The 23,840-nt window shown below is 69.6% G+C and carries 13 protein-coding genes and 1 pseudogene; 4 read left to right on the top strand and 10 right to left on the bottom strand.

Annotation, left to right across the window (positions count from 1 at the left end; genetic code table 11):
• Positions 1-81 precede the first annotated feature (81 nt).
• The 9 genes and pseudogenes from ACGFW5_RS03925 to ACGFW5_RS03885 form a co-directional block, all read right to left on the bottom strand.
• Positions 82-3,750, bottom strand: a complete 3,669-nt coding sequence (locus ACGFW5_RS03925) for a hypothetical protein (RefSeq protein ID WP_393832565.1) — start codon at positions 3,748-3,750, stop codon at positions 82-84.
• On the bottom strand, positions 3,747-5,519 hold the full coding sequence (locus ACGFW5_RS03920) for a toll/interleukin-1 receptor domain-containing protein (protein ID WP_393832564.1): 1,773 nt from the start codon (positions 5,517-5,519) through the stop codon (positions 3,747-3,749). Before ACGFW5_RS03920 ends, ACGFW5_RS03925 begins: the two co-directional genes overlap by 4 nt.
• Entirely contained in the window at positions 5,516-7,405 is a 1,890-nt protein-coding gene (locus ACGFW5_RS03915) for a hypothetical protein (RefSeq protein WP_393832563.1), read from the bottom strand. The genes ACGFW5_RS03920 and ACGFW5_RS03915 overlap by 4 nt, the downstream gene beginning before the upstream one ends.
• Positions 7,402-7,707 (bottom strand): hypothetical protein, encoded by a 306-nt coding sequence (locus ACGFW5_RS03910; protein ID WP_393832562.1) that lies wholly within the window; start codon positions 7,705-7,707, stop codon positions 7,402-7,404. The genes ACGFW5_RS03915 and ACGFW5_RS03910 overlap by 4 nt, the downstream gene beginning before the upstream one ends.
• A complete protein-coding gene (locus tag ACGFW5_RS03905) occupies positions 7,704-9,743 on the bottom strand; it encodes a hypothetical protein (protein ID WP_393832561.1) in 2,040 nt (679 codons plus the stop codon). The genes ACGFW5_RS03910 and ACGFW5_RS03905 overlap by 4 nt, the downstream gene beginning before the upstream one ends.
• Positions 9,740-11,242, bottom strand: coding sequence for a hypothetical protein (locus ACGFW5_RS03900; protein ID WP_393832560.1), 1,503 nt, complete (start codon positions 11,240-11,242; stop codon positions 9,740-9,742). The genes ACGFW5_RS03905 and ACGFW5_RS03900 overlap by 4 nt, the downstream gene beginning before the upstream one ends.
• Entirely contained in the window at positions 11,223-13,427 is a 2,205-nt protein-coding gene (locus ACGFW5_RS03895; protein WP_393832559.1) for an Hsp70 family protein, read from the bottom strand. The genes ACGFW5_RS03900 and ACGFW5_RS03895 overlap by 20 nt, the downstream gene beginning before the upstream one ends.
• 26 nt (positions 13,428-13,453) lie before the next feature.
• A complete protein-coding gene (locus ACGFW5_RS03890; RefSeq protein ID WP_393832558.1) occupies positions 13,454-13,900 on the bottom strand; it encodes a hypothetical protein in 447 nt (148 codons plus the stop codon).
• Positions 13,901-14,414: 514 nt separating this feature from the next.
• Positions 14,415-14,792 (bottom strand): annotated as a pseudogene (locus ACGFW5_RS03885) (DJ-1/PfpI family protein); the annotation flags it as partial.
• Between the two features lie 17 nt (positions 14,793-14,809).
• On the opposite strand from ACGFW5_RS03885, the gene ACGFW5_RS03880 reads away from it, so the two are divergent.
• The 4 genes from ACGFW5_RS03880 (at position 14,810) to ACGFW5_RS03865 (ending at position 21,444) form a co-directional block, all read left to right on the top strand.
• Complete coding sequence (locus tag ACGFW5_RS03880) at positions 14,810-15,868, top strand: restriction endonuclease subunit S (protein ID WP_393832557.1); 1,059 nt, start codon at positions 14,810-14,812, stop codon at positions 15,866-15,868.
• Positions 15,865-19,101, top strand: a complete 3,237-nt coding sequence (locus tag ACGFW5_RS03875) for a type I restriction endonuclease subunit R (RefSeq protein ID WP_393832556.1) — start codon at positions 15,865-15,867, stop codon at positions 19,099-19,101. The genes ACGFW5_RS03880 and ACGFW5_RS03875 overlap by 4 nt, the downstream gene beginning before the upstream one ends.
• A gap of 190 nt (positions 19,102-19,291) precedes the next feature.
• Positions 19,292-20,668, top strand: coding sequence for an AAA family ATPase (locus tag ACGFW5_RS03870; protein WP_393832555.1), 1,377 nt, complete (start codon positions 19,292-19,294; stop codon positions 20,666-20,668).
• Between the two features lie 32 nt (positions 20,669-20,700).
• Entirely contained in the window at positions 20,701-21,444 is a 744-nt protein-coding gene (locus ACGFW5_RS03865; protein ID WP_393832554.1) for a hypothetical protein, read from the top strand.
• 73 nt (positions 21,445-21,517) lie between these two features.
• Here ACGFW5_RS03865 and ACGFW5_RS03860 read toward each other — a convergent pair whose 3' ends face one another.
• Positions 21,518-23,401 (bottom strand): Shedu anti-phage system protein SduA domain-containing protein, encoded by a 1,884-nt coding sequence (locus ACGFW5_RS03860; RefSeq protein WP_393832728.1) that lies wholly within the window; start codon positions 23,399-23,401, stop codon positions 21,518-21,520.
• Between the last annotated feature and the right edge of the window lie 439 nt (positions 23,402-23,840).

Below are 23,840 nucleotides of genomic sequence, written 5' to 3'. Positions count from 1 at the left end.
CGCCTGGCACGGCACCCTGACCGACCCTGATCCACCAGACACCCCCTAACCCGCTCCCCGACGAAGTCGCCCCCGCCCCGGTCAGCCGCGGCCGGGGCGTACCGAACGGAGGATGTCCTCCAGTTTGGCGCGCCGGGCCCCGTCCCTGAGTACGCCGGTGTCCGTGGCCCGTTCCGGTGCGACGGCCTCGCTCCCGGCGAACACGGCCTGCCCGGTGCCGAGGAGGCGAAGGGCGTGTTCCTCGCACTCGGCGCGGATCGCGTCGAGCCGGTCGCGCAGGGTGCGGCGGCGCCCGCCCGCCGCGGACCTGATCTGTTCGCGGACCTGCCAGGCGTGCCCGTACAGCGCGTGGACCAGGTGGTAGCGGGCCTCCACATTGCCCGGGTCCGCCACGCACAGCTCCCGCAGCTCGTCCGCGAGCGGCCCGGCCCCGTCGGGGCGGTCGCGGTGCGGGGCCATGACCGCGCCGACGACCAGGACGCGACGGTTGTCGACCGTCTCGGGGTCGCTCCACCGCGCGAAGTCCTCGGCGATGCGCCGCGCCGGTGGTACGTGCTTGCCCGAGCTGATCCAGTGGTTGTACGCCTCGACCAGCAGCCGGCGCAGCCACGCGTCGTCGAAGCCGCCGTCCAGGAGCGCCCGTATCCGCGCGACGGCCTCCGCGTACGCGCCGCGTGCGATGTCGAGGCGGACGAACGACACGGCCAGTTGTCGTCGTCCGCGCTCCCCGAACGCCTCGTCGCCCGCCTTCGACAGCACCTCATGGGCCTCGTCGTGCCGGTCGAGACTGGTGAGCAGTCTGGCCAGGGCGCGGGCGGGCCCGGTGGCGCCGGGCAGTCGGGCCACCCACCGCGCGAGGCCGGTCACGCCGGCCTCGACGATGCGGCGCTCGCCGTCGTCGGCGGGGACGGCGGACGCCCCCAGGATCGCGAACGCGGAGCGCGCCGATGGGCGGTAGAGCTGCACCGGGTCGTCGAGCAGATCGGCGTACCGCTCGGGAATGGCGTCGCCGTTGCGCCCCCAGGAGCGTGCGGTACGTCTGAACCGCTCGGGGAAGTCCTGGGTGACCGGCCCCGCGGAGGTCTCCTCCGCCGCGCCGAAGATCTGGCCCAGCGCGAACGTGCAGGCCAGGACGGCGAGTTGGTTGTGGCGCCCGATGGTCTCCGCGGGGTCGCCCGGCACCCCGAGCAGCCGGGCCGTGCGCTGCACCAGCTCGTTCGCCGGGTCGAGGGGCAGCGCGTCGACGAGACGCAGGTTCGCGATCACGTCACCGGAGTACTCGGTGAGCGGCCACTCCGCCCGCTCCCCCGTGAGCGCGTCCGCGAGCCGCAGCTTCCACAGGACCCGCCGGCGCAGCCATTCCTCGTGCGCCCGCTCCTCGGCCTCGTCACCGGGCCTTCGGGTGCGGCGGTGCGTCTGCGACGCCTCGTGGTACGCCTCCTCGACCCGCTGCCCGCACAGCTTCGCGAACGGCTCCCGCACCCGGGCCGGCAGCGCCCGTACGGCCGCGTCGACCGCCTCCGTGGCGCGTTCACGTGCGGCGGCAAGCTCCGCCTCGCCCACCGCGCGGCCGACCCCCAGCAGGAGGGTCGGACCGCGGTGCGAGAGCGTGTGGTTGAGCTCTTCGAGGCGCAGGTGGGCGGTGGCGATCGTGACCTTGCCCGTGCCGGCCAGGACGGGTGGCACCTCGCGCAGGTCCCCCTCCAGTTCACTGCCGGGCGCGAGGGCGCACAGCGGGCCCGTGCCGAAGGAACCGGCCAGCACGCGGTGCGTCTCGGCGCGCTCGGCGGCCCCCCGGCGGATGTCGCCGTGTGCCAGGTCCCGCAGGTACAGCGCCTCCAGGTGGCGCCGCCACGCGGAGGCGGCCGGGGCCGGATCCCCCGCCACGGTGTGCGCCACCGCGAGGTTGCGCAGCACCGCGGGGTGCAGCGGGTCGTCCTTGAGCATGGCGACCCAGCGCCGCCGGGCGGCCGTGCTGCGGCCCAGCCGCAGATCGGACTCGGCCTGCTGTCCCCCGAGGTAGGCGCGCAGCAGGGTGACGGCCTCGCGGTGTTTCAGGTGCGGCGGATAGGCCTCAAGGGTCCGCCACGCGTCGTCGAAGTTCGCGTCGAGGCGGGCCTCGGCGGCCCCGAGTGCGTGGGCGACGCGTTCGCGCGGACCGGCGTCGGCGGGCGGCGGGGGCGGTTCGGGGATCCGGTCGGCCCCGGCGGCGCTCGCGCCCGCGGCCGCGATCCCCGGGGGCTGCCACGCCTCCAGGGCCGAAAGGCGCTCCCCGAGTGCCAGGGCCTGCGCGGAGGCGGCGGGCGCGGTCCCGGCGAACTCCTGCTCCCTGCCTGCCAGTTTCCGCTCCACCTTCTTGTGGAGGATGCTGCGCAGACTGCCCAGGGGCTGCTGGAACAGCGCCTCGCACTCCTCCACCCGTCGGCGGAATGCGTCGAACTCCATGACCAGACCGGCCGGTTCGGCGTCCTTGAACCGCTGGAGCGCTTCGAGCCACGCCTGCCGCACTCCTTCGAGGCCGCCCACCAGGCCACTCAAAATCTCCGTGTCGCCCAAGGCCCGGGCGAAGGCGGCCGCGTCGCTCACCGCGCTCTTCGCCAGCGTCTTGGCGTGGCCGAGCGCGTCGTCGCCGAGGGAGCTCAGCCGCGCGGCCGCCTCCTCGAACACCGCGAGCCGTTCATCGGGCCCGGCCGCCTCCCGCGCGGCAGCGGCGGGCGCGGCGGCGTCCTCCATCGGCGCGGGCGGCCCGGCGCCGAGCGCCTTGTGTGCGCAGCGCAGCGCCTTCTCGTGCCGGGCGGGGTCCTCGCCGTCCGTGAACGCCCTGGCCGCCGCGTGCGCGCCGAGGTCGGGGAACCGCAGCGGCCGCCAGAACAGGCGGTGCCGGTGGATCAGCGCGGTGAGCGTGTCCGGCAGCGACCCGTCGGCGAGGCACGCCGCGAGACGCCGCGGGAGCTCGGCGCGGTCGGTCTCGAACAGGTCGCAGACCAGGTTCAGGAGCCGGATCGCGGGCCCGTCGTCCTGCCTGAGCGGCTGCGCCAGGCGGCGTACGGTCGCGCTCGGATAGCCGTACACCATCCACTGCACGGCGAGCACGGTGAACGCGGCCGTGCCTCCCCGGCGCCGGGCCGCCAGTTCGGCGACGCTTTCCAGTTCGGCGGCCAGTACGTCCCGGCTGCGCTCGGCGGTCCGGCCGCGCAGCCGTGCGTCGGCCGCCATGTCGTGGACGCCGGACCAGCGGCACTCCCCCGGCCGCAGCAGCGGCAGCGCGGGCTCCGCGGCCCGCGCGGCTTCGGGGTCGAAGTCGTGGCGGCCCGCGCGGATCGTCTCGGCGATCGCCTCCGCGCGCGTGCGGTTGTCCTCGTGGCCGTCGTGGCCGTCGGCGCCGGACGCGGCGAGCTGTCGGTGCGCGAGGCTCAGATGGGCCCAGACGCGGTGGTGGGTCGGTGACAGTTCGGCGGCCGCGGTCAGCCAGCGCACGGCGGCGTCGAGGCGCCCGTGACGCAGGTGGAGCAGCCCCACGTGATAGGAGTGCTTGGGGTTGGCGTTGTCCAGGCGGTGGGCGCGGACCAGCAGGGTCAGCGCCCGCGCGGGCTCGGTTGCGGGGTGCACCCCGAGCCGGAAGGACGCCTCCACCAGAGCGTCCAACTGGCCCTGGGTGAGCGGGATGCGCTGTTCGTGGTCGGCCCACAGCCGTTCCGCCGTGCGCTCCAGGACATCGGGCCGGCTCTCCAGGGGCCGTGCGGCCCTCATGCCCGTTCCGCCTGCGTCGGGCCGTCGCCCAGCTCCGGCGACGGCACGACCAGCAGCCGTTCCCCGTCCGACACCGCGGCCCGCAGACCGTCGTCGGACACGGTCATCGGATGCCGGGACACATAGGTCGTACGGCCGTCGCGCACCAGCGCGTGCGAGCCGTCGGGGTGTTCGACGACCAGCAGCCACCCTCCTTGGGCGCAGGCCACCGGCCGCGCTCCCGGCACCGTGTGGAAGCCGACCCGCACCGCGAGCTCGGCGTCGAAGCAGACCCCCCGGCCCGCCGCGTCGACGATCGCGGTCAGCTCACCGCCGGCCAGCGCCCCGGTGACCGCGCCGACGGGCTGGGACACCTGGAGCAGCCGGCCGCCCGCCGGGTCGAGCCGGTGGATCCGCCGCTCGCCCACGACCAGCACGAAGTCGCGCACCTCCGTCATGGCCAGCAGCATCGGCTCCACGCTGTGCCGGGACACCGCCTGCCCGGCCGCGTAGCGGGTGAGGACGCCGTCGAGGCCGCCCACCAGCAGACCGTCGCCCGCGGCCGTCAACACCTGGACGCCCGCCGGGTGTTCGAGCACCCGCTCCGGCGGCCCGCCGTCCAGGGTGAGGCGCCACACCGTCCCTCCCCACAGGCCGGCGTACAGGGCGTCGTCCCCGTCGAAGGCCAGTGCTCCCGGCACGTTGAACCGTGCGCCCCGCGGGGCCGGAAGGTCCTCGGCCCGGACCCGGCCGTCCGGTCCCGCCAGGATCACCCGCCCCGACCAGTCGGCGACGGCGAGGCAGCGCCGCCCGCGCGCCCACAGCCGGGGCCGGTCCCTCAACTCCGCGACGCCGACCGCCTCGTACGCCGCCGTGTGGACCGTCAGGGCGCGGCCGTCGAGGACGGCGAGCGCCCGGCTGCCGGGGAAGAACACCGGACGTCCACGCGTGGCGAGCGCGGGCCGGTCCGCCTCGTCCCACGACGTGGGCTCCTCGGGTGCCCGTACCGGGAAGGGCGCGCTGGCGGCCGGTTCGCAGCCCGGCGCGGTCGCGACGAGCCGCACCTCGGCCGCGGTCGCCCGGAACGCGAGGCCGGTGAAGACGGCCGTGTTCCGGGCGACCGGCGCGGTGAGCGTGCCGGTCAGCTCCGCATCGGCCGGTTCGGCGCTGACGGTGACCGCGGCGTCGACCGGCCACGCCGGGGCGCCGTCCGCCACAGACCCGCTGACGCTCACCGCGGCCAGTGTGTGGCCGACGACGGCCTCGGTGAGCGATGTGTCGAACCGCAAGGTGGTGCGCGCCCCCGCGGGGCGCAGCCCCACCGCCCGGCGCACCTCGTCGATCCAGTGCGGCCGCGAGGTGGGGATCCAGTTGATCCGGTTCACGATGTAGGGAACCTTCGCGGCGGCGCCCGGGTCCATGAGCAGCGGAATGAGCCGGCCGCCCTCCGGCGGGTTCAGCTTGTACGCCTCGTGCAGCTCCCACTGGCAGACGGGCTTGTCGAAGTACGTCTGCGAGTAGAGCGCGACCACGTGCCGGCTGCGCGGCAGGGCCTCCTCAAGGAAGGTCTGCCAGTCCGCGCCCAGCGGGGTGCCGCTGGTGCGGGACACGTCGAGGTAGATCCTCGGCGCCCCGCCGTGCGCGGTCACGCAGCCGCTGAGGGCGTCGTGCAGGTCCTTGGCCTGGATGTAGTCCTCACGTGCGTAGCTGATGAACACGTCCCACTGCCCGGCGCCGGCCGGGGCCGGACCGCCGTCCGTCGCCGGGGCGCTCCGGCTGTCCGTCGTCATCGCAGCATCCCGGAGATCGTCCCGATCAGTTCGTCGAGGAGCGCCTGGTCACGGGCGTCCAGGGTGCGCTTGGCGCCGCGGCGCAGACTGCGCGCGTCGTCGAGGATCCGGCTGAGCCGGGAGCGCACGACGGCCGGCGGTTCGGGGCGCAGCCGCGCGAGGGGATCGGACAGCTGCTCGGCCAGCGCGTTGAACCGCCGTACCAGGGCGGACACTTCGATGCCCCTGGTCACCTTCTCGACCTCCGCACGGCGGGTGGCCACGAGGGCGGCCAGTTCGTCGACCTGTGCGCCCGTGCTCTTCGCCGCGCCCTTGCGCACGGCCTTGATCTCGGCGGCCAGCCCGTCCAGCAGCCGCCCGAGCCCGGCCGCCTGCCCGGCGTCGCGGATGCCGCCCTTGGCGGTGGACATGACGCGGTCGTACTTCTCGTAGAGCCCGCCCACGAGCATGGCATCGGCGACCTCCGTGAGCCGCTGTCCGACGGCCTGCCCGAGCTCGCGGACGATCCGGATGCCCGTCTCGCTGTGGACGGCCGACGACAGGGCGGGGAGTACGCGTTCCAGTTCGGTCAGGCGCAGCCGCAGCGCCGCGAGGCGTTCGACGCTCACCGCGCCGCGTACGGATTCCATCGCGGCGACGTACTCGTCCACCACGGGGTTGACGAGCGATGCCTCCTGCCAGCTCCTGATCGCCTCAAGGAGCTCGCCGGCCTGCGTGAGGGTGGGGTCGCGCAGCGCGATCCGCGCGCAGGAGGCCGCCCGGTCCGGGTCGCGCAGCAGGCGGTAGAGGCAGGCGGCGTACAGGAAGTTGAGCCAGGGGAAGCGGGGCACCAGCGCGAGCATGGGGGCGAGCAGCCGTTCGGCGTGTTCGGCCTGGCCGGCCCGCATCAGCTGGGCGGCGACCTGTCCGTCGGCGTCGGCGATCAGCGAGTAGAGGTCGTCGGTGCGGTCGGCGGGCAGCCGGGGCGCCGGGGGCGGTGTGCGCGGGTCCACCCGGGCGGGCAGGACGGCCAGATACGCGTCGAAGTCGGCGACGACGACGCTGTGGCGCCACCGGGGGTCCATCCGGGCCAGCTCGCGCCGGGCGCGGTCCAGATCACCGGTCTTGAACGCGGAGACGGCCGGCGCGACCTGGGGCGCGAGCAGCACGAGCAGCAGTCTGCGGGCGAGGGACGCCACCTGTTCGCGGTCGGTGTCCGCCTGTGCGGCGCCGCGCTCCGCGGTCTCAAGGGCCCGCTCCAGATCCCCTTCGCGTGCCTGGCCGAGGGCGAGGAGGTAGGACAAGGTGCCTTCCTCCGGGGCCAGTTCGACGAACGCCTCGACACGGGCCAGCGCCCCGCGCGGGTCACGGTGCGCGCTCTGCGTGTAGGCGGTGACCTCCGCCGGGGTGAGCCGGCGGCGCAGTTCGCGGCGCAGGTCCCGGATCCGCTCGCGCAGCCCGTCGTCGGCCAGGGACTCCTCACGCAGCGGACGCAGGATGCGCAGGGCCTCCAACTGCCGTGGCGCGTCCAGGTGGTAGAGGCAGTACGCGTGCAGATAGCGGCCTTCCTGGTGCTCGGGGTGCGCGCCCAGGTACTCGGTGAGCAGGTCGACGGCGAGCTCGTACTCCTGGGCCGCGGCGTTCGCCCGGGCGTCCTCCAGCAGGTCCTCGTCGTCGCTGCCGAGGTCGAGGGACATCTCCAGGAGCGCCGCCACGGGGGGCGCGAGGACCAGGGCGGTCTCCGACGCGGCCGAGGCCGCCGCCTCGCGGGCCAGCTCCTCAAGGCGCCGGTCGTGTTCGGTGAAGTCGCCGAGCCCCGCGACCTCGGCGAACTCGAAGGCAGGCGCGTGGAGCGACTGCACGGGACGGATTTCCTGGAACGTGTGGTCACGGCCGGTGCCGGTCATGTGCGGCGCTCCCCCTCCTCGGGTGCCTCGCCGGGATCGGGGACCGCGCCGAGCGCGTGCTCGGCCAGTTCCCGGCACAGCAGGTACTCGGCTTCCTGGTCCACCTTCACCATCAGGAGCAGCACCCGGGCGAGCGAGCTCTGCTCGAAGAGCTGGTCCTCGTCCGCCGCGGGCCGGTGCTCCACCGGCGGCAGCCGGTCGAGCAGGGCGGCGTGATCGGCGGCGGCGTGCTGGTGCGGCAGGAGCTTCCGCAGCCACCCGCGCGCCGCCCCGGACCGCCGGGTGGGCAGGTACCTGGTCACTGATCCCCCTCGGGCCGCTTGGCCTGCTCGGGCCCCTGGACCACCCAGGGCTCTCTGGGGTCGCTGGGGCGCCCGGGGCCGCTGGTGTGCCCGGGCTGTCGGGACGCTCCAGGTCGTCCGGGCTCTCCGGGGCCTGCGGGGCCTGCGGGGCCTGCGGGGCCTGCGGGGCCTGCGGGGCCTGCGGACACCTTGAGCTCCTCGGGCTCACCGGGCTCACCGGGCTCCTCGGGCAGCAGGATCTCTCCGGTGCTGGTGATGAGCCTCTGCTCGGCGCCGTGCAGGATCTCGGCGCCCTCGGCGTAGACCCCGCCGGCCCGGTCGAGGTCGGCGAGCAGTTCACGCAGGGCGCGCTTGGCCGGGGCGTCGTCGGGAAGGTCCCGCACGCGCGGGTGGACGATGAGCTCGATGCGCCTGCGCAGCGCCTGGGAGCGGCGCCGGTGGTCGTCGGGCGCGGCCCGCTGCTGTGGAACGATCCCCTCGTCGAGGTCACCGGGGTCGCCGAACGCAGTGAACTTGGCTTTGAGGCGCCGGAATTGGGCCCGGTCCTCGTCGGAGCGGTCGGGATCGTCAAGGAGCTCCGCGACGAGGGTGAGATAGCGGGAGATGGCGTCCCCCTCCCCGCCGAGCGCGCGCTCGCGCTCCATGAGGTCCAGCACCTCGGGCAGCATGATGCCCTTGGCCTGCTCGGTGCCGCCGTCCAGGACATCGAGTGCCTGCTCGCGCTCGGGCTGGCCGAAGGCGAAGTAGTAGCGCACAAGGCCCTCCACGAGGGCGGCGTCGCCGAGTTCGGGATCCGCCGCGCGCACCGCGCCCACCCGTCGCCGCAGCTCGTCGAAGTCGGCGGCCGACGGCGCCCCGGACAGCGCGGGCCTGGCCAGCCACTCCCGCAGGAGCGCGACGAGCCGCAGGACGGCGATGCCCGCACGCAGCCGTTCCACCGTGTCGTCGCCCTTCGGGGCGGGCTCGGCCTCGCGGGCTCCGCCACCTTCCTGGACGGAGGCGCCCTGCTGAGCGGGATCAGTTTGCCGAGCAGGGCCACCCTCCCGGCCAGAGCCACCCTCCCCGCCAGGGCCGCCCTCCCGGCCTGAGCCACCCTCCCGGCCAGGGCCGGCCTCATCGCCCCGACCGCGCTCGATCCGCTCCGCGAGCCGCGCCAGCCTTTCGGCGAGCCGCGCGGGCTCACCGTCCGCCCAGTCGCAGACGAGAAGCCCCAACTCGGCCTGCACGACCGTGACATCGCGCTCACCGTCCCGCATACCACCGCGCTCGGCTCCCCGCGCACCGGCACCCTCGGCGCCACCCGCAGTGCCCCCCTCACCGACACCCTCGGCGCCACCCGCAGTGCCCCCCTCAGCGGCACGCTCCACGGCACGCTCACGCGCATCGCCGAATGCCTCACGCGCGTCCTCGATGCGCCCGTCGAACACCGCCTGTACGCCCTTGACGAGCTGGAGGTCGTTCACCTCGGGCGGGATGGACTCGGTGAGTTCGCCGAGCTCCCGCACCCGGTCGAAGTGGTGCAGAGCCCCGTCGGTCTCCCGCCGGCGCCAGTGCGCGGCGGCCAGCCGCACGTGCGAGACGGCGGCGATGCGGCGGCTCTGCGGCCGGGCGTCGAGCAGGGCCTGGTGCTCGGCGTACAGGTCGGTGACGCGGTCGTGGTTGCCGAGCCGTGCCTGGACCCACAGTTCCAGGTAGGCGGAGTGTTCCGTGCGTCCGTCGGCGGTGATCAGCTCGTCGAGTACGGTCGCGGCGGCGCCGTAGCGGGCCGGTTCGTAGGTCCCCAGCATGGCCCGGACATAGGCCTGGGCGAACCGGATCCGGTTCAGCGCCCGGCCGCGCGGCCCCTCGTTGACGGCTCGCCCGAGCAGCCGGTCGGCGCGTTCGAGGGCGTCACGGTCGTCACTGGCGAGCAGGGGCAGGGACTCCTCGTACGGCACCCGCCAGCGGCTGGGCAGGACGAGCAGGAAGTACCCGGCGCTCGCCACACTCGTCAGGAACAGCACCGGCAGGACGGCGAACAGCAGAATCGTGGTCATGCGCGTGCCTTCCCGTGCCGTGCCTCGTGCAGCCGCAGATCGAAGTCCGCGAGCCGCATGCCGTGCTCGTGGACCTCGCCCCGGTCCATCCCGCCGGTCTCCCGCACCCGCCGCAGCCCCGCCCTGACCTGCTCCGAGATCTGGGCGGCGGCGTCGAGGTGGCCGAGGCCGAGGAAGCTCTCGCCGTAGTCGAGCATGAGGTCGAAGCGCCACCACATCAGCGTGGTCCCGTCGTGCAGCCACTGGTGCGCGAAGGCGTTGGCCTCGGCCAGTTCGCCCTGTCCCAGCAGGCAGGACGCCATCTCGTGCGCGTGCTCGCGGCGCTGCTCGTGCGGCAGCCGGCCGAAGGCCGCGCGGGCCGTCGCCTGGAGCCGCCGCGCGTAGGAGCCGTCGGTGGCACCGGCGAGGCGGACCCGCACCGCCGCCCAGCCGCCGATGACGGACAGCTGCGCCGCGTACGCCTCGGTGCGCTCCGGATCCGTCTGCACGGCGCGCTCCAGGAGCGACAGCGCCTCCAGGGGTTCGCCCAGGTCCCGGTGGGCGATCTCGGCCGCGAGCAGCAGGAGCGGGTAGCCGGGCCGGTCGACGAGCGCGGCGTGGGCCAGCGCGACGGCCCGGCGCGGTTCGCCCGCGTCGCGCAGGGCCCGTACCGCCGTGAGCGGGTCCATCGCGTGGCGCGCCCGGTCGAGGGCGTCGGCAAGTCGTTGCACCTCCTCATCGCCGAACACGGCGCCCCGTGGCCCGGTGAGTTCGCGCAGCTCATCGCGTACGGCCTGTACGGGCTCCACGCGCCGCATCCAGGACGCCAGGCGGCCTTCGCGCCGGGGCGGGGCGAACAGGTCCGCGCAGGCGACCCGTTGGAGCAGCCGTTCGGGCCCGTCGTCCGGCAGGGGCTCGAAGCAGCGCAGCGCCGCGACACCGAGGCTGTGCAGGCCGGGGTCGCGGTCCTCGGCCGGCAGCCCGCGAGCCCCCTGAGGCGTGAGGTGGGCGATGCGCTCCGGTTCGGCGAAGACCTCCGTGAGCGAGGGCGAGCCCCAGGCGGGCAGCGGCAGCAACAGCGGGCGGCGACCGGCCAGCACGATGTCGGCGGGCAGCGCGACGAGTCCGGCGCCGACCGCCGCGCGCCAGCCGGGGAACGCCCGCAGCGCGGCGGTCACGGAGGCGACCCGGTGGGCGGGCTCGGGCTCGGCGACGGCGTCGGACAGACTGCGCCCCGCGTCGGTCTCGTAGCTGACGATCTGGAACCAGCGATCGGCCAACTGCCGTTGCTCACCCCGCTCTTCGCGCACCACGGGCACCAGGTCGGGCCGGCGCGGGCGGGTCTGCCAGGCGAGCAGTTCGGCCCGCTGTTCGCCGCTGACCTCCTCGACCGGGATGAGCCGGTACCAGCGCCTGCGCCGGGGCGCGCGGTAGAGCGAGCCCCACCAGCCGGTCCCGGCGTACTCGGCGCCCAGCTCGTCCTCGATGGCCCGGGTCCGCTCACCGACGGCTGTGGTCATATGCGTCCTCTAGCCGGTCGGCGAGATCGTCCAGGGTGTCCTCGTCGGCGCCGGTGCGCACCCCGCCGAGGAACGCGTCCAGCGCATCGGTGAGCGCGGCCGTCGCATGACCGTCCCTGGCGGCCCGCAGCGCCTTCTTGACCATGCGGCGGTACTCGGCCGGCACGTCGCCGGGATCGGTCCCGGCGGCGGGCGCGGCCGCGGGCACCGGCACCGGCACCGGGACGGGGCTCTGGACGGGCTCCGGCACGGAGACGACGGGCCCCGGGAGCGGCGCGGCCACGGCTGCGGCCGCGGGCGGGGCGACGGGCGGGGGAACGGTGAACGCACCGGGCCCGGCGCCCGAACCGGCACCCGAACCGGCACCCGGGCCGGCACCCGGACCGGCACTCGACCCGGCACTCGGACCGGCACCCGGCCCGGCGGTCGGCCCCGCCCCAGGCATCTGGCGCGCCCCAGGCACCTGGCCCGCTCCAGCCGCGTCCGCAGCCGATGCCGCGTGTGCCACCGATGCCACCGATGCCGCCGCCGATACCGCCGGTGCCGCCCCGCCGGGCCGGACCGTGGCGTACAGGCCCATCAACGCCGCGCGCCGCTCGGCGAGTTCGTCGACCTTGCCGATGGTGGTGCTCTGGTCGAAGGTCGCCTGGTATTCGCGCCCGGTGTTGGTGTGGGTGACCTGCACCCCGAGCAGCCCGTTCACATCGAGCGAGAACTCGACCTCGAACTGGTGGTATCCCTCGGGCCTCGGCTCGATCTCGTCGAGGTGGATCGTGCCGATCAGCGCGTTGTCGTAGACGTAGTCGCCCTCGCCCTGGTAGATCGCCGCTTCGATGCGGTGGGCCTGCTCCGGGTTGGTGTACGTCTTCACCTGGCGGGCCGGGATCTTGGTGCCGCGCGGGATCAGCGCGTTGAACCGGCCCTGCTGGACCCCGACGCCGAGGGTGTGTTCGGTGATCAGGGTGACGGTGTAGTCCTGCTCGTCCGCGGACCGTTCGGCGTTCGGCCGGGTGGCGAGGTCGAACGCGGGCGACGGTTCGAACCGGTTGGCCACGATCGCGGCGCCCCGCGCGACCAGGGTGTCGGGGTTGGCGTCGCCGCGTACGAACCCCTCGTCCTGGTCGAAGTAGTCGAGCAGCATCTGCTTGACCCGGGGGATGCGGGTCGAACCACCCACGAGCAGCACGGCGTTGATGTGGTCGCGCTCCACACCCTTGGCGGTCCTGGCGAACCGCAGCGCCTCGTCGACCTGGTGCAGGGAACGGTCGAGGATGGGCTGGATCAGCGCCTCGAAACCGGCCCGGTCGAGTTCGAGAGGAGCGGTGGCGCCGCCGAGCCCGATGGTGGTGGTGGAACGCAGGGACAGCTCACGCTTGGCGACCTCGGCCGCGGCCTTGATCCGCAGCCGGTCCATGTCCTTCGGCAGCGTCTCGCCCAGGCTGTCGACGATCCACGCGGCGATCGCGTCGTCGAAGTCGCCGCCGCCGAGCCGCTGGTCCCCGGCGGTCGCGATGACCTCGATCTCGTCGTCCCGGGTCTCGATGATCGACACGTCGAACGTGCCGCCGCCCAGGTCGAAGACGAGGTAGATCTGCCGCTCGGACTCGGCCCGGTCGACTCCGTAGGCGATGGCGGCGGCGGTGGGCTCGGGGATGAGCTGGCGGGGGTAGAGCCCGGCGAGCAGGGCGGCTTCCTCGGTGGCCTTCTTCTGCCGCTCCATGAAGTACGCGGGCACGGTGACCACGGCGTCGTGGATCTCGGCGCCCAGCGCCTGCTCGGCGATGCGCTTCATCCGCATGAGCACGAGGGCGCTGATCTCCTGCGGCCGCAGCCACTCGTTGCCCAGCCTGGCCCGTACGGGGTCGTCGACCGCGTAGACGCCGCTCGCACCGAAGTGCTGGAGCAGTTCCGGCGTGAAGACGGCGCCCATCTCCCGCTTGATCTCGACCAGCGCGTCGCCCGCGCCCGCCTCCTGGCTGATGGCGTTCTTGGCGTCATGGCCGACGACGAGCGCGCCGGTGGCGGGGTCGATCCGTACGACGGAGGGGGTGGCGACGGCCGCCGCGCCCTCGTGCTCGGGGTCGGCGAGGATCTTGGGCGCGAAGTCGTCGGGGTCGTAGGCGGAGACGGCGGAGTAGGTGGTGCCGAGGTCGATGCCGACGACCCGGTGCAGCTCGTCTTCCATGCGGGATCCTTTGGGGTCGCTCGTCTTCACTCGTCGGCGAAGCCATCGAGCAGGTGGGTGCGGGTGAAGTCGCTGGTGAAGTCGGTGCGGGTGGTGTCCGTCGGGTGGTGGACGCTCTCGCCGGCCGCCGCGAGGAAGGTCTCGATCTCCCTGCGCAGCACGGTGAGTCCGGCGTCGCGGTCGTCCAGGACGGGCTCCCAGGTCGGCGCGAGGCGCAGCAGGGGCAGCGGCGGGAACCGGGCGTCGTGCGCGGCGCGGGCCTCGGCGCTCTCCAGGCTGACGGCGTGCGCGGCGATGATCTCGTCCTCGCTCGCGCCACGCGCCTGAAGCCTGGCGTCGTACCGGGCGGCGGCCGCGCGGATCTCCTCGGCGGTGGCCTCGGGCGCGACGCCGAGCCGGGCGTACTCGGTCGCCCGGGGCACGACCATGGGCAGCCCGAACAGCCCGCCGTCCCCCGTACCCCCAGCCGCCATCCCGCAGCCCCCGTTTCCCCGTGCCTGTACGCGTACCCGTGGCCCGCCGACCGCGCGCCGTCCTGCCGCGCGCCGCCCGTCCTGCCGGGCGCCGCCCGTCCTGCCGCGCGCCGCCCGGGACCGCCGGAGCCGCCCGCCCGGCGCCGAAGCGGGTCTCGACGAAGCGGATCGCGACGAAGCGGATCGCGACGAGGAGCGGCGCCCACCCCTCCCGAACCCACCTCTGACGTGCGGTCGATTGTAAGGGCGTACGCCACAACTTGCTGCTGATCCAAGGCAGTTGGTGAACCGTGAACGGATGTGGCCGAAAACGGTTTACCCCTGCGGCGGCCGGGGACCGCCCGGAACAGGCACGCGGACGGGCCGTCACCCACCACACCCCCGGCTCCCCCAGCACCCGGCACACGCAAGCCCGCCGCCCGACCACGAGGATTCGTGATCGGGCGGCGGGCTCAGTCTCTGGGAGCGGTCTCTCTGGGGCCTGAGGGACGTCGGTGTCCGCGAGTGGCGCCCGTCAGCTCGCCACCCCCGCCAGTACGGCTTCCGTCTCGGCCAGGAACTGCTTCAGGTCGTCCGGGGTGCGGGAGGTGATCAGCGGCCAGCCGTTCGCACCGCAGTTGAACACGGCCTCGTCGACCCAACTGCCGCCGGCGTTACGGATGTCGGTGGCCACGGAGGCGTACGACGTGAGGGTCTTCCCCTCGGCCACGCCGGCCTCCACCACGAGCCAGGGGCCGTGGCAGATCGCGGCCACGGGCCGGCCGGAACCCGCGAAGGCCCGTACGGTCTCGACCGCCTTCGGCTGAAGCCTGAGGGAGTCCGCGTTGACGGTGCCGCCGGGGATGAGGAGGAGGTCGTAGGAGGAGGCGTCGACGTCGGAGAGGGCGAGTGCAAGATTTCCGCAGCGCAATGAGAAGGAAGGTCTCACAATCGGCGGACATCGTACTCACAACCAAGGGAACAGTGGGACGTGTCGCCATGATTCCTGACGTCTCGCCAGAATTCGTCTACAGTCCTCAAGTTTGCTTCTTTCGGACACTCGACGAAAAAGTAATTACCGCCAAGTACCTGTACTACTGGCTACGCAGCGACGATTTCCGCCACCAATCTGCCGGCATGAAAGGGCAGACGGACATGGCGGACTACTTGAACCTGACCGATATCGGATCACTCAGAGTGTCCGCTCCTCCAATGGATGACCAGCGGGGCATCACCGAAGTCCTCGGAGCCCTGGACGCCAAGATCTCCGCCAATGAGCACATGCTCGACACCCTCAACGAATTGTGTTCAGCTTGGTACGAGCGCGTCATCAACTCCACAAATATTGGTACCTCTCGCCGCACGCTGGCACAACTCGTCGACGGCGGATTCATGGATCTCGGAGACGGATACCGAACCAAGCAGTCCGAACACGGCAAGCCCGGGATCCCGATTCTTCGGGTCGCCGATGTGGGACGCGGAATTATCACTCCCAGTTATACCCATTTCGTCAGTAATTCATACCGGTCTTCCATGGGTCCGAAGGTATCTCAACGAGGCGACGTAATCCTGACAACGAAGGGAACTGTCGGCCGCGTAGCACTTATCGAAGCGAGCCATCCGGAATTCGTATACAGTCCACAAGTCTGCTATTTTCGTCTCGCAAATGAAAGCCCAGTCTCCCCCTTTTACCTGCTTCATTGGTTCCAGGGAAAGGAGTTCTGGAGTCAGGCAGGGGGACTCAAGGGCCAGACGGACATGGCCGACTATCTCAGTCTTCGCGATATCCGCTCGCTCCAAATCACCATCCCATCGGCTCCCGACCTCGCTGAGTTCGACAGGATTTGCAACCCGATGCAGGAGCAATCCGAAGCCGGACGTCGCGAGAACGACACCCTCGCCGCGTTGCGCGACACCCTGCTACCTCAGCTCATCACCGGAAAGATCCGCGTCAAGGAAGCCGAACGCTTCGTGGAGGATGTCGCATGACCACCGACGGGGAGACGGGCGCTATGGAGATCGGCACGGCCGCTGGCCGTGCCATGTCTGAGGCGGACTGGGAGCAGCATGCACTCGAGCAGCTCGCCGTGCGTGGATGGCAGCACATTCGCGGCAAAGATCTCCGCCCCCGCGATGGGTACCGGAAAGGGTGGGACGACCTCATCCTCTACCCCCGGCTGCGCGCAGCCATCACGTCGCGCTACCCCGAACTGCCCTCGCCTGCAGTGGAGGACGCGATCGAGCGGCTACTCGATACCTACCCGGCAAACGAGGTCCGCCTGAGCTGGAGCTTCTACCAGAATCTGAAGGCTGGCGTGAAGGTGTCCTACACCAACCCCGTCACTCAGCAAGAACGGCATGTCACTGTCCGACCTGTCGATTTCACCAACCCTCACGGCAACGATCTCGTCGCTGCGAACCAGGTCCGCGTCAAGGGAGCCCGAGGACGCGTCTTCATATTCGACATCGTCCTGTACGTCAATGGAATCCCACTCGCGATCATCGAGTTGAAGAGAGCGGGCGGCACGGACGATTCCCGTTCCGCATACGACCAGATCCAGAACTACCGCCGCGAGCTCAAACTCGACCGCGTCTTTCGTACGCTGCTCCTCTCGCTCGCGAGCGACGGGATAACCGCCCGCCTTGGCACCCCGCATACCCCCTGGCAGCACATGGCCCCCTGGCACGCGGAGGAGGACGGTACTCTCCTCCGCAAGCATGAGCGGAACGACGACCTGGCGCTCGACCGCATGGTCCACGGCGCACTCGAGCCCGATCGCTTCCTCGACCTGATCGCGAACTTCCTCTCGTTCTCCGCCGAGGGGATGGGTGGTGAGGTCGACACCGTAAAACTTGCCAAGGCCCACCAGTTTGTTGCGGTGAGGCAGGCGATCACCGCCACCGCCTCAGCCGTCGCCACTGACGGTCGGGCCGGCGTCATCTGGCATACCCAGGGCGCGGGCAAAAGCGAGGAGATGCTCTTCTACACAGGACTCGCCGCCACCATCCCCGAGGTCGCAAACCCCACGGTCCTGCTGCTCACAGATCGCATCGACCTGGACTCCCAGCTCTTCGACACCTTCGCGCAAAGCAAGAGCCTGGAAATGGTCAGCGGCAGCCCGAAGAAGGCAACCAAGGCCAGCCAGTTGCGCAAGCTACTGACCCGCCGAGCAGACAGCGGGGGCATCGTCTTCTCAACGCTTCAGAAGTTCCGTGTGAGCGAAGAGGAACGGAAGGCCGGCGCCCGGCATCCCGTCATCACAGACCGACGTGACGTGATCGTTGTGGTCGACGAGGCCCACCGCAGCCACTATGACCTGGAGGATGGCTTCGCCCGAAACCTCCGCGACGCCCTCCCGAACGCCACCTTCATCGCCTTCACCGGCACCCCCATCGACAACCGGACTGGTTCCACTCACCAGGTCTTCGGGCCAACTATCCACACTTACGACCTCACACAGGCCGTCGACGACGGGGCGACCGTGCCCGTCTTCTATGAGCCGATCCTGCACAAGGTCAATCTCCCCGCAGGGATAGACCTGGACGAGCTCAACGCCAAGGCCGAAGGGCTCGTCGAAGGGCTCACTGCAGAAGAGCAAGCCCGGGCACGCGGCATCTTCGCCCGCTTCGAGGACCTAATCGGTGCCCCAGAACGTATTGGCTCCATCGCCGACACGATCCTCTCCCACTGGGACATCCGCCGCCAGGAGATGATCAAACTTACGGGCAGCCCCGGCAAGGCCATGATCGTCTGTTCCTCACGCCGTAACGCCGCCCGCCTCTTCCGAGCTCTGGCAGAACGCCGCGGGGAGTGGACCGGTACTCCCGATCCTGAGACGGAGCTCTACCCGGACGACTCCGGGAAGATCCGGGTGGTCTTCACCGGCAATCCCGGCAGGGACACGTCTGACATCGCAGACTACGTGCGCACCCCAACTCAGCTCAAGAAGATCCAAGACCGTGTGGGCAAACCTGAAGACGAACTTGAGTTGATCATCGTTCAGTCCTTGTGGCTGACAGGCTTCGACGCCCCTCCCCTGCACACTATGTACCTGGATCGCCGCATGCGCGGCGCCGCCCTCATGCAGGCCATCGCGCGCGTCAACCGCACCTGGGACGAGAAGCCCTCCGGCCTAGTGGTGGACTTCCTAGGCGTAGCCAGAGAACTCAAATACGCGCTGGCCACGTACTCGGAGGCCGACCAGGAGCAGGAGACTATCGGCGCGCACATCGCCGAGGCGGTCAAGTCTGTACGCGGCATGCACAGCAAAGTCGACGCTGTACTGCGGGACTGCTCCTGGCGCACAGCTCTGCGGGATGTCGGACACCGCGAAGCACTCCGTGAAGCCCTGGACCTTCTGGAGACCGCCGAGCCTGCCCTGCCACCGGGCGAGCCCACCCGGGCACAGCGCTTCCTGCACTTCGGCCGCCTGCTCTCCCAGGCGTTCTCTCTCTGCCCCGCCCATCCCGACGTGCAAGACCTGCTGCCCGACATCCACTTCTTTGCGACCCTGCGTACGACTTATCAGAAGCTGGCCGCGGAACATCGGCAGCAGCTCGGCCTGGCCACCGAAGCGGACGTTCGCCGCATGATCGAGCAGCTCAACGCTGAGATGGTGGCCGCGGACGGTGTCGTGGACATCTACGACGCCGCCGGCCTCACCAAACCCGATCTCTCTCACCTCGACGCGGGCTTCGTGCAGCAGTTGAGGGACAGCCGCCATCCGAACCTGGCGCTCAAGGCCCTGCGGGACGCCATCGCCCGCGAAATCCAGGAAGCGCACCCGAGCAACCTCACGCGACAGAAGGAGTACTCCGAAGCGATGAAGGCGGTGATGAACCGTTATCACAACGGCCTCATCGGCTCTGCCGAGGCAGCTCGACTCCTCGTCGAGATGGCCCAAGAGGTATCCGGTTCCCGCACGCTTGCTGCCGAACTCGGCTTGTCCGAACACGAGATGGCCTTCTACGACGCCATCGCAGCCAATCCGAAGGCCCTGGAAATGGGACAGGACATTCTGTCCAAGATCGCCCGCAAGCTGTACGAGCAGGTCGCGGGAGACGTCACTATTGACTGGCGCGTCAAGAGCCAAGCCCAGGATCGCATTCGCGCCAAGGTCAAACTGCTGCTCAACTTCTTCGGCTACCCCCCGGACGAGGAGCCGGACGCGGTCGACCGCGTCCTGAAGCAGACTGAGGTCATCGCGGACGATCTGGCCTGACGTCCGGCCGCTACCAGCATGCGAACGCTGACGGTGAGGTCTGAATCTCACCTTGTCAGAGGGCTGGGCGCGTCTCGGCGAGGAGCTGTCCGAAGCATCGGAGCCGAGGCAGATGGCAGTGTCAGCAGCTCATGAGAGGCTGACACCGCCATCCCCACTGGGGGAACAGAGGATCGGTAAGGAGGGCTGTGTGTACGTTACAGAGTTCGGCCTCTCCAGTGTCCGGGGTTTCCATGGAGCCCGTGCAGTTGACACACTCGCCCTGCCCCAGCCCGGCGATGGAGGCAGTTGGACTGTAGTCGCGGGACGCAACGGCTCCGGAAAGTCCACATTCCTGCGCGCCTTGGCCCTTGCGCTCGCCGGCCCGCGAGTCGCTCGTACCCTCACCCAGAACTTCAGCGGCTGGATCACTACTGGCGAGACAGCCGCCTGGTGTCAGGCTGCTGTCTCACCTGACTACGCAGTCGACCAGCTCACCGGCCGAGGCCGCGGACCGGACGGCCGCATGATGCTCGGTCTGGACTGGACGCTACCGAACGCCGACGACCTCCAGCGCGACACCTTCGGCGGCGCCGTACAGCCCTCGCTATCCCCATACGACGGCGTCAAGTACGGGTCTCCGTCAGCCGAGCGCGGCCCCTGGTCTGACAATCCGCAAGGTTGGTTCTGTGCCGCATACGGCCCCTTCCGACGCCTGATGGGGGGCAGCGGGGAAGCCCAACGGCTCATGCTCTCGCCGGGACCCGCGGGACGGATGGCCTCGCTCTTCCACGAGGACGCCTCGCTCGCCGAGGGCGTCAGCTGGCTCAAGGAGCTGCGGCTGCGGAGTCTGGAGGGCAGCGAGGAGGCCACGCAGCTCCTGGATACCGTTAAGGAGCTACTCTCCGACGGCCTGCTGCCCAACAAGTATCGGGCACTGCGGGTCTCGTCAGAAGGACTGTGGGTGGCACCGGCCGACGCCCCAGACCGGGCCTATCCCCTAAGGGAGATGAGCGACGGCTTCCGAACCGTCGTGGCCCTGGTTCTCGACATAGTCCGACAACTCCAGACCGCTTACGGGACCCTCGATTCCGGGACCAACAGCACCGGCCGTCCAATCGTGCGGATGCCAGGAGTGGTCATCATCGACGAGGTGGATGCCCATCTGCACGTCACCTGGCAACGGGCGATCGGCGACTGGCTGAAGTGTCACTTTCCACGAATCCAGTTCATCGTTACCAGCCATAGCCCCTACATCTGCCAGGCCGCCGATCCAGGTGGACTAATTCGGCTGCCGGGACCTGAGGAACAGCGTGCACCTGAGGTCGTAGCACCGGACCTGTACCAGCGGATCGTGTACGGAAGCGGCGAAGATGCCGTGCTCTCCGAGCTTTTTGGCCTAGAGACCCCGTACTCCGAGCACGCAGACAACCTGCGAAAGAGGCTCGTGCGTCTCGAAGAGAAGGTCTTCGATGAGGAAGCGAATGCCGACGAAGTCGCGGAGTACAAGGACCTGGCAGCCAAGCTGTCGAGTTCCCGCACCGCACGGATCTATGAGATGGCGGCGCACCTCGCAGGTGACGAATGATCCCCGTCCAACGCCTGCCTGCCACTGACGCGATGACCGAGCTCTGCGACTCCCGCACAAAGAAGATCCAAGACGCAGGAGCCACAAGCAAGGCAGCCGATGCACAGTGGAAGGGTGCGCGAGCTGCCAGAAGACATATCAAAAGTCTGCTGGAGCAGATGGCCCCCGGTCGTATCCGTTGCATGTACTGCCTGGATAACCAGGGAACCGACATCGACCACTTCGAGCCGAAGGCTCGTACCCCACTTCGGACCTTTTGCTGGGACAACCATCTGCTGGCCTGCTCTCACTGCAACAGCAACGAGAAACGCCACCTGTTTCCCTGCGACCCCGAAACAGGCGCTTTCCTGCTCATCGACCCGACAGTGGACGACCCTGCGGATCATCTGAAGCTACTGCCGAGGACGGGCAAGCTGAAATGCCTTACACCCAAGGGCAAGCACAGCATCGAGGTCTTTGGACTGAACCGCGAAGAACTGCGGAAGGGTCGCGCGGATGCCTGCGAAATTTTCATCTCCGGACTCATCCGATGGCACGACCAGGTACAGCTTGGGAAGGTCGAGGCCGCCACGCGCACAGCCGTACGACTGCACCGGGCAGACTTCCCAGAGGTGCTTCGCACTCTAGAAGGTCTGGCAGGAAATCCTCTCGCCTCCGTCCTGGAAGACCGGTTCTTTCCTGAGGCCCTGTCAGGCTGGGTCCTTCACCACAACAACGCGGCAACGATTCCTCATTCCCGCACGGGACTGGCTGGTCAACGCACCGCACGGCCGTAAGCAACTCCCGCGTAGCCCAATGTGCAATCGCTCAATAGGGTCATTGATCTCAACCGGCACGCCCAGGCACACATCAGTAGCCCTCAACGATGAAGCACGCCCGTTCGTATAGTTCGTCGAAGGTGATCACTTCGACGTCCTGGATAGACCGCCTGTACTGCTCGAATGAAGTGATCTTCTCTGCGTTCGCCCCACCTTGTTCTGTGAACTCGCTGAGGCTTCCGATCACCAGAACCTGTCGGGGACGGATGGTGGAGATCTCGATGTCGGTCGGGGCGCCATCGTCTCTGTAAAGCCTGTGCAGTTCGCCGGTAACCAGCCGAAGAGCCTTGTAGGCAGTCTTCTGAACTTGAGCCACAGCGCCGACGACGTCCTTGGAAACCTGATACACGTCCGGGGGCCGATAAGGCGCATTGGCCAACAAGGGGGTCAAGTGAGTCTTTATCTCGCAGAGCAGCAAACTACTGATGAAGCCCTTAGAGCGCATGACGGCGTCACTACGCTTACCCGCCCCAGTGAAGATGTTGGCGCCAGCCGTGATGCGCTCCAACTTGCCGCCGTCGAGCGGTTCGCATGCGACAAGGTTGAGGCCGTACCCGAAGATCCACGGGTTCTCTTCGAAGAAGCCCTGCCAGACCGCCTCTGGCCCTGCCACCCGGCTTCGCTCTCGCTCGAAGACCTCTGAGTCGGTCAGCAATTCCGCGAATCGCCGGAGTTGCGACTTCCGGTTGCCGATCCGTCTAATGTCCTCATCTGTAAGCGTGCCACCAATAGCGCTCCTTACTGCTTCGAGCAGTGTCCGGCGGTCTTGGTCAGCCAGCAGCCGAACCAACTCCGCCTCGTCGCCTACGACCAGCCGTCGGCTACCGCCAGGGATGTTGTTCAGTCCAACGCAGTTCTGGATGAAGCAGATGACCTTCCAGAAGTTTTCGTGTACGCCGTTTGTGTCGACGAGTGCTTTGATGACCTGCGTGGAATCGGTACCGGGGATGGCCTCCATGACCGCAGTCCTCGCGGCCTTGGTCTTGTCCTTCTTCCAGAGTTTGATTCTGGGTGAGAGGACGCCGTCCTTGTTGATGAGGGTGACTTGACACAGAGTGGCCACAAGAGGCCGGTCATCAAGCAGGAAATCCGTGATCTTTCGATGCGTGCGGGTGTCGTAGAAGTACGTGTATCCGTTGCCGCGGACCTCAAGATCGGAGAAGTCCTGCCGTGTGACATCGAACTCTGTGGACGGAAAGCTGATGCGGAAGCTTCTGCTGGCCCGCACTACGGGCTGGGCTGCCGGGATGGCTGGCAGCCCCCTAACGTCGCCTTCGACCACGAGGGACTGCACATCCTCGCGCTGGAGCCACGTGAGGAGAGGTTCGAGCCGGTCCCAGATCGTATCTATGACTGGTTTCGTGAACTCTGGCAAGAGCGCATGATCCACCGCCAGGACTGCCTCATAAGTCTCGGTCGTCCATCCGTCACCGGGCATGGGGTGATAGAAACCACCGTCACGGCGCAGCGATAGGACGGCAGTACGAAGCAGGTCCCGGGCCGTCTCCTCACCGTCCCGGTCAAGGAGGCTGTAGGTCTGCCCGAGGATCAGGTCGAGCTTCCCGGCGTCGCTGTCTTCGAGTGGTAGCGATACCAGTGGTCCGGTGGCATCTGCAGGGATCGGCGTGTAGATCGGCCGGCCCGAGAAGAACTCGAAGACACGGAGGGTCCAGCCGTCTGGACCCAGGAGCCGGTTCAGGTGCTCAACACGTTGTGTCGACTGATCTACGTCGGACTGCACTTCTGGATGCACGAGTCGCGCCAGGAAGTCGAGGAGTATCTGGTCCGAGCCTTCCAGGAGTTGGAATCGCGGGTCCTCGAAGATCCAGTCGTCGGGCCAGTCCATCGGATTGGTGATCCGGTGCTGGATGATGTCAGCTCGTGCAGTAGTGAACCTGCGATCCATTGACGGCAGCCCGTCAAGGTCGTAGAGACTCTCCAGGAAGTATGTCTCCTCGAGTTGTCCCCACCAGGCCCCCCGTCACCGCGCAGGTAGTCAAAGATGTCGCGTCGCGTCACCGCTGTGATCCTCGGCGTGCCACCCTGCACAGAGGAGTGATCGGACTGAGTCATACACCCAGAATGGACGCACCTCGGCTAGCCCGGCAGGTTATTGACGACTCTTGAGTCCGTCGGCGTCGGAGCGCGAGGTTTGGCAGTGCGGCAGTTAGTTCCCACATCCGCCCACCCTCAAGACTTCGTACGCAATTCGGGGTGCCCCACACACAACACAATGTCAGCACGGGACGGCATCCCGAGGGTGAGCACAGGTGCCGACAGGTGGTCAGATCCGGCCCTCCGGGACAGCACCCAGCGCCAAAGCACCGTCCGACCATCGATGGACCTGCAAGAGG

This window comes from Streptomyces sp. NPDC048416, assembly GCF_043200435.1.
GTDB lineage: Bacteria > Actinomycetota > Actinomycetes > Streptomycetales > Streptomycetaceae > Streptomyces.
The sequence above is the reverse complement of the archived record's forward strand: the minus strand, read 5'-3'. Positions and strand labels throughout refer to the sequence as shown.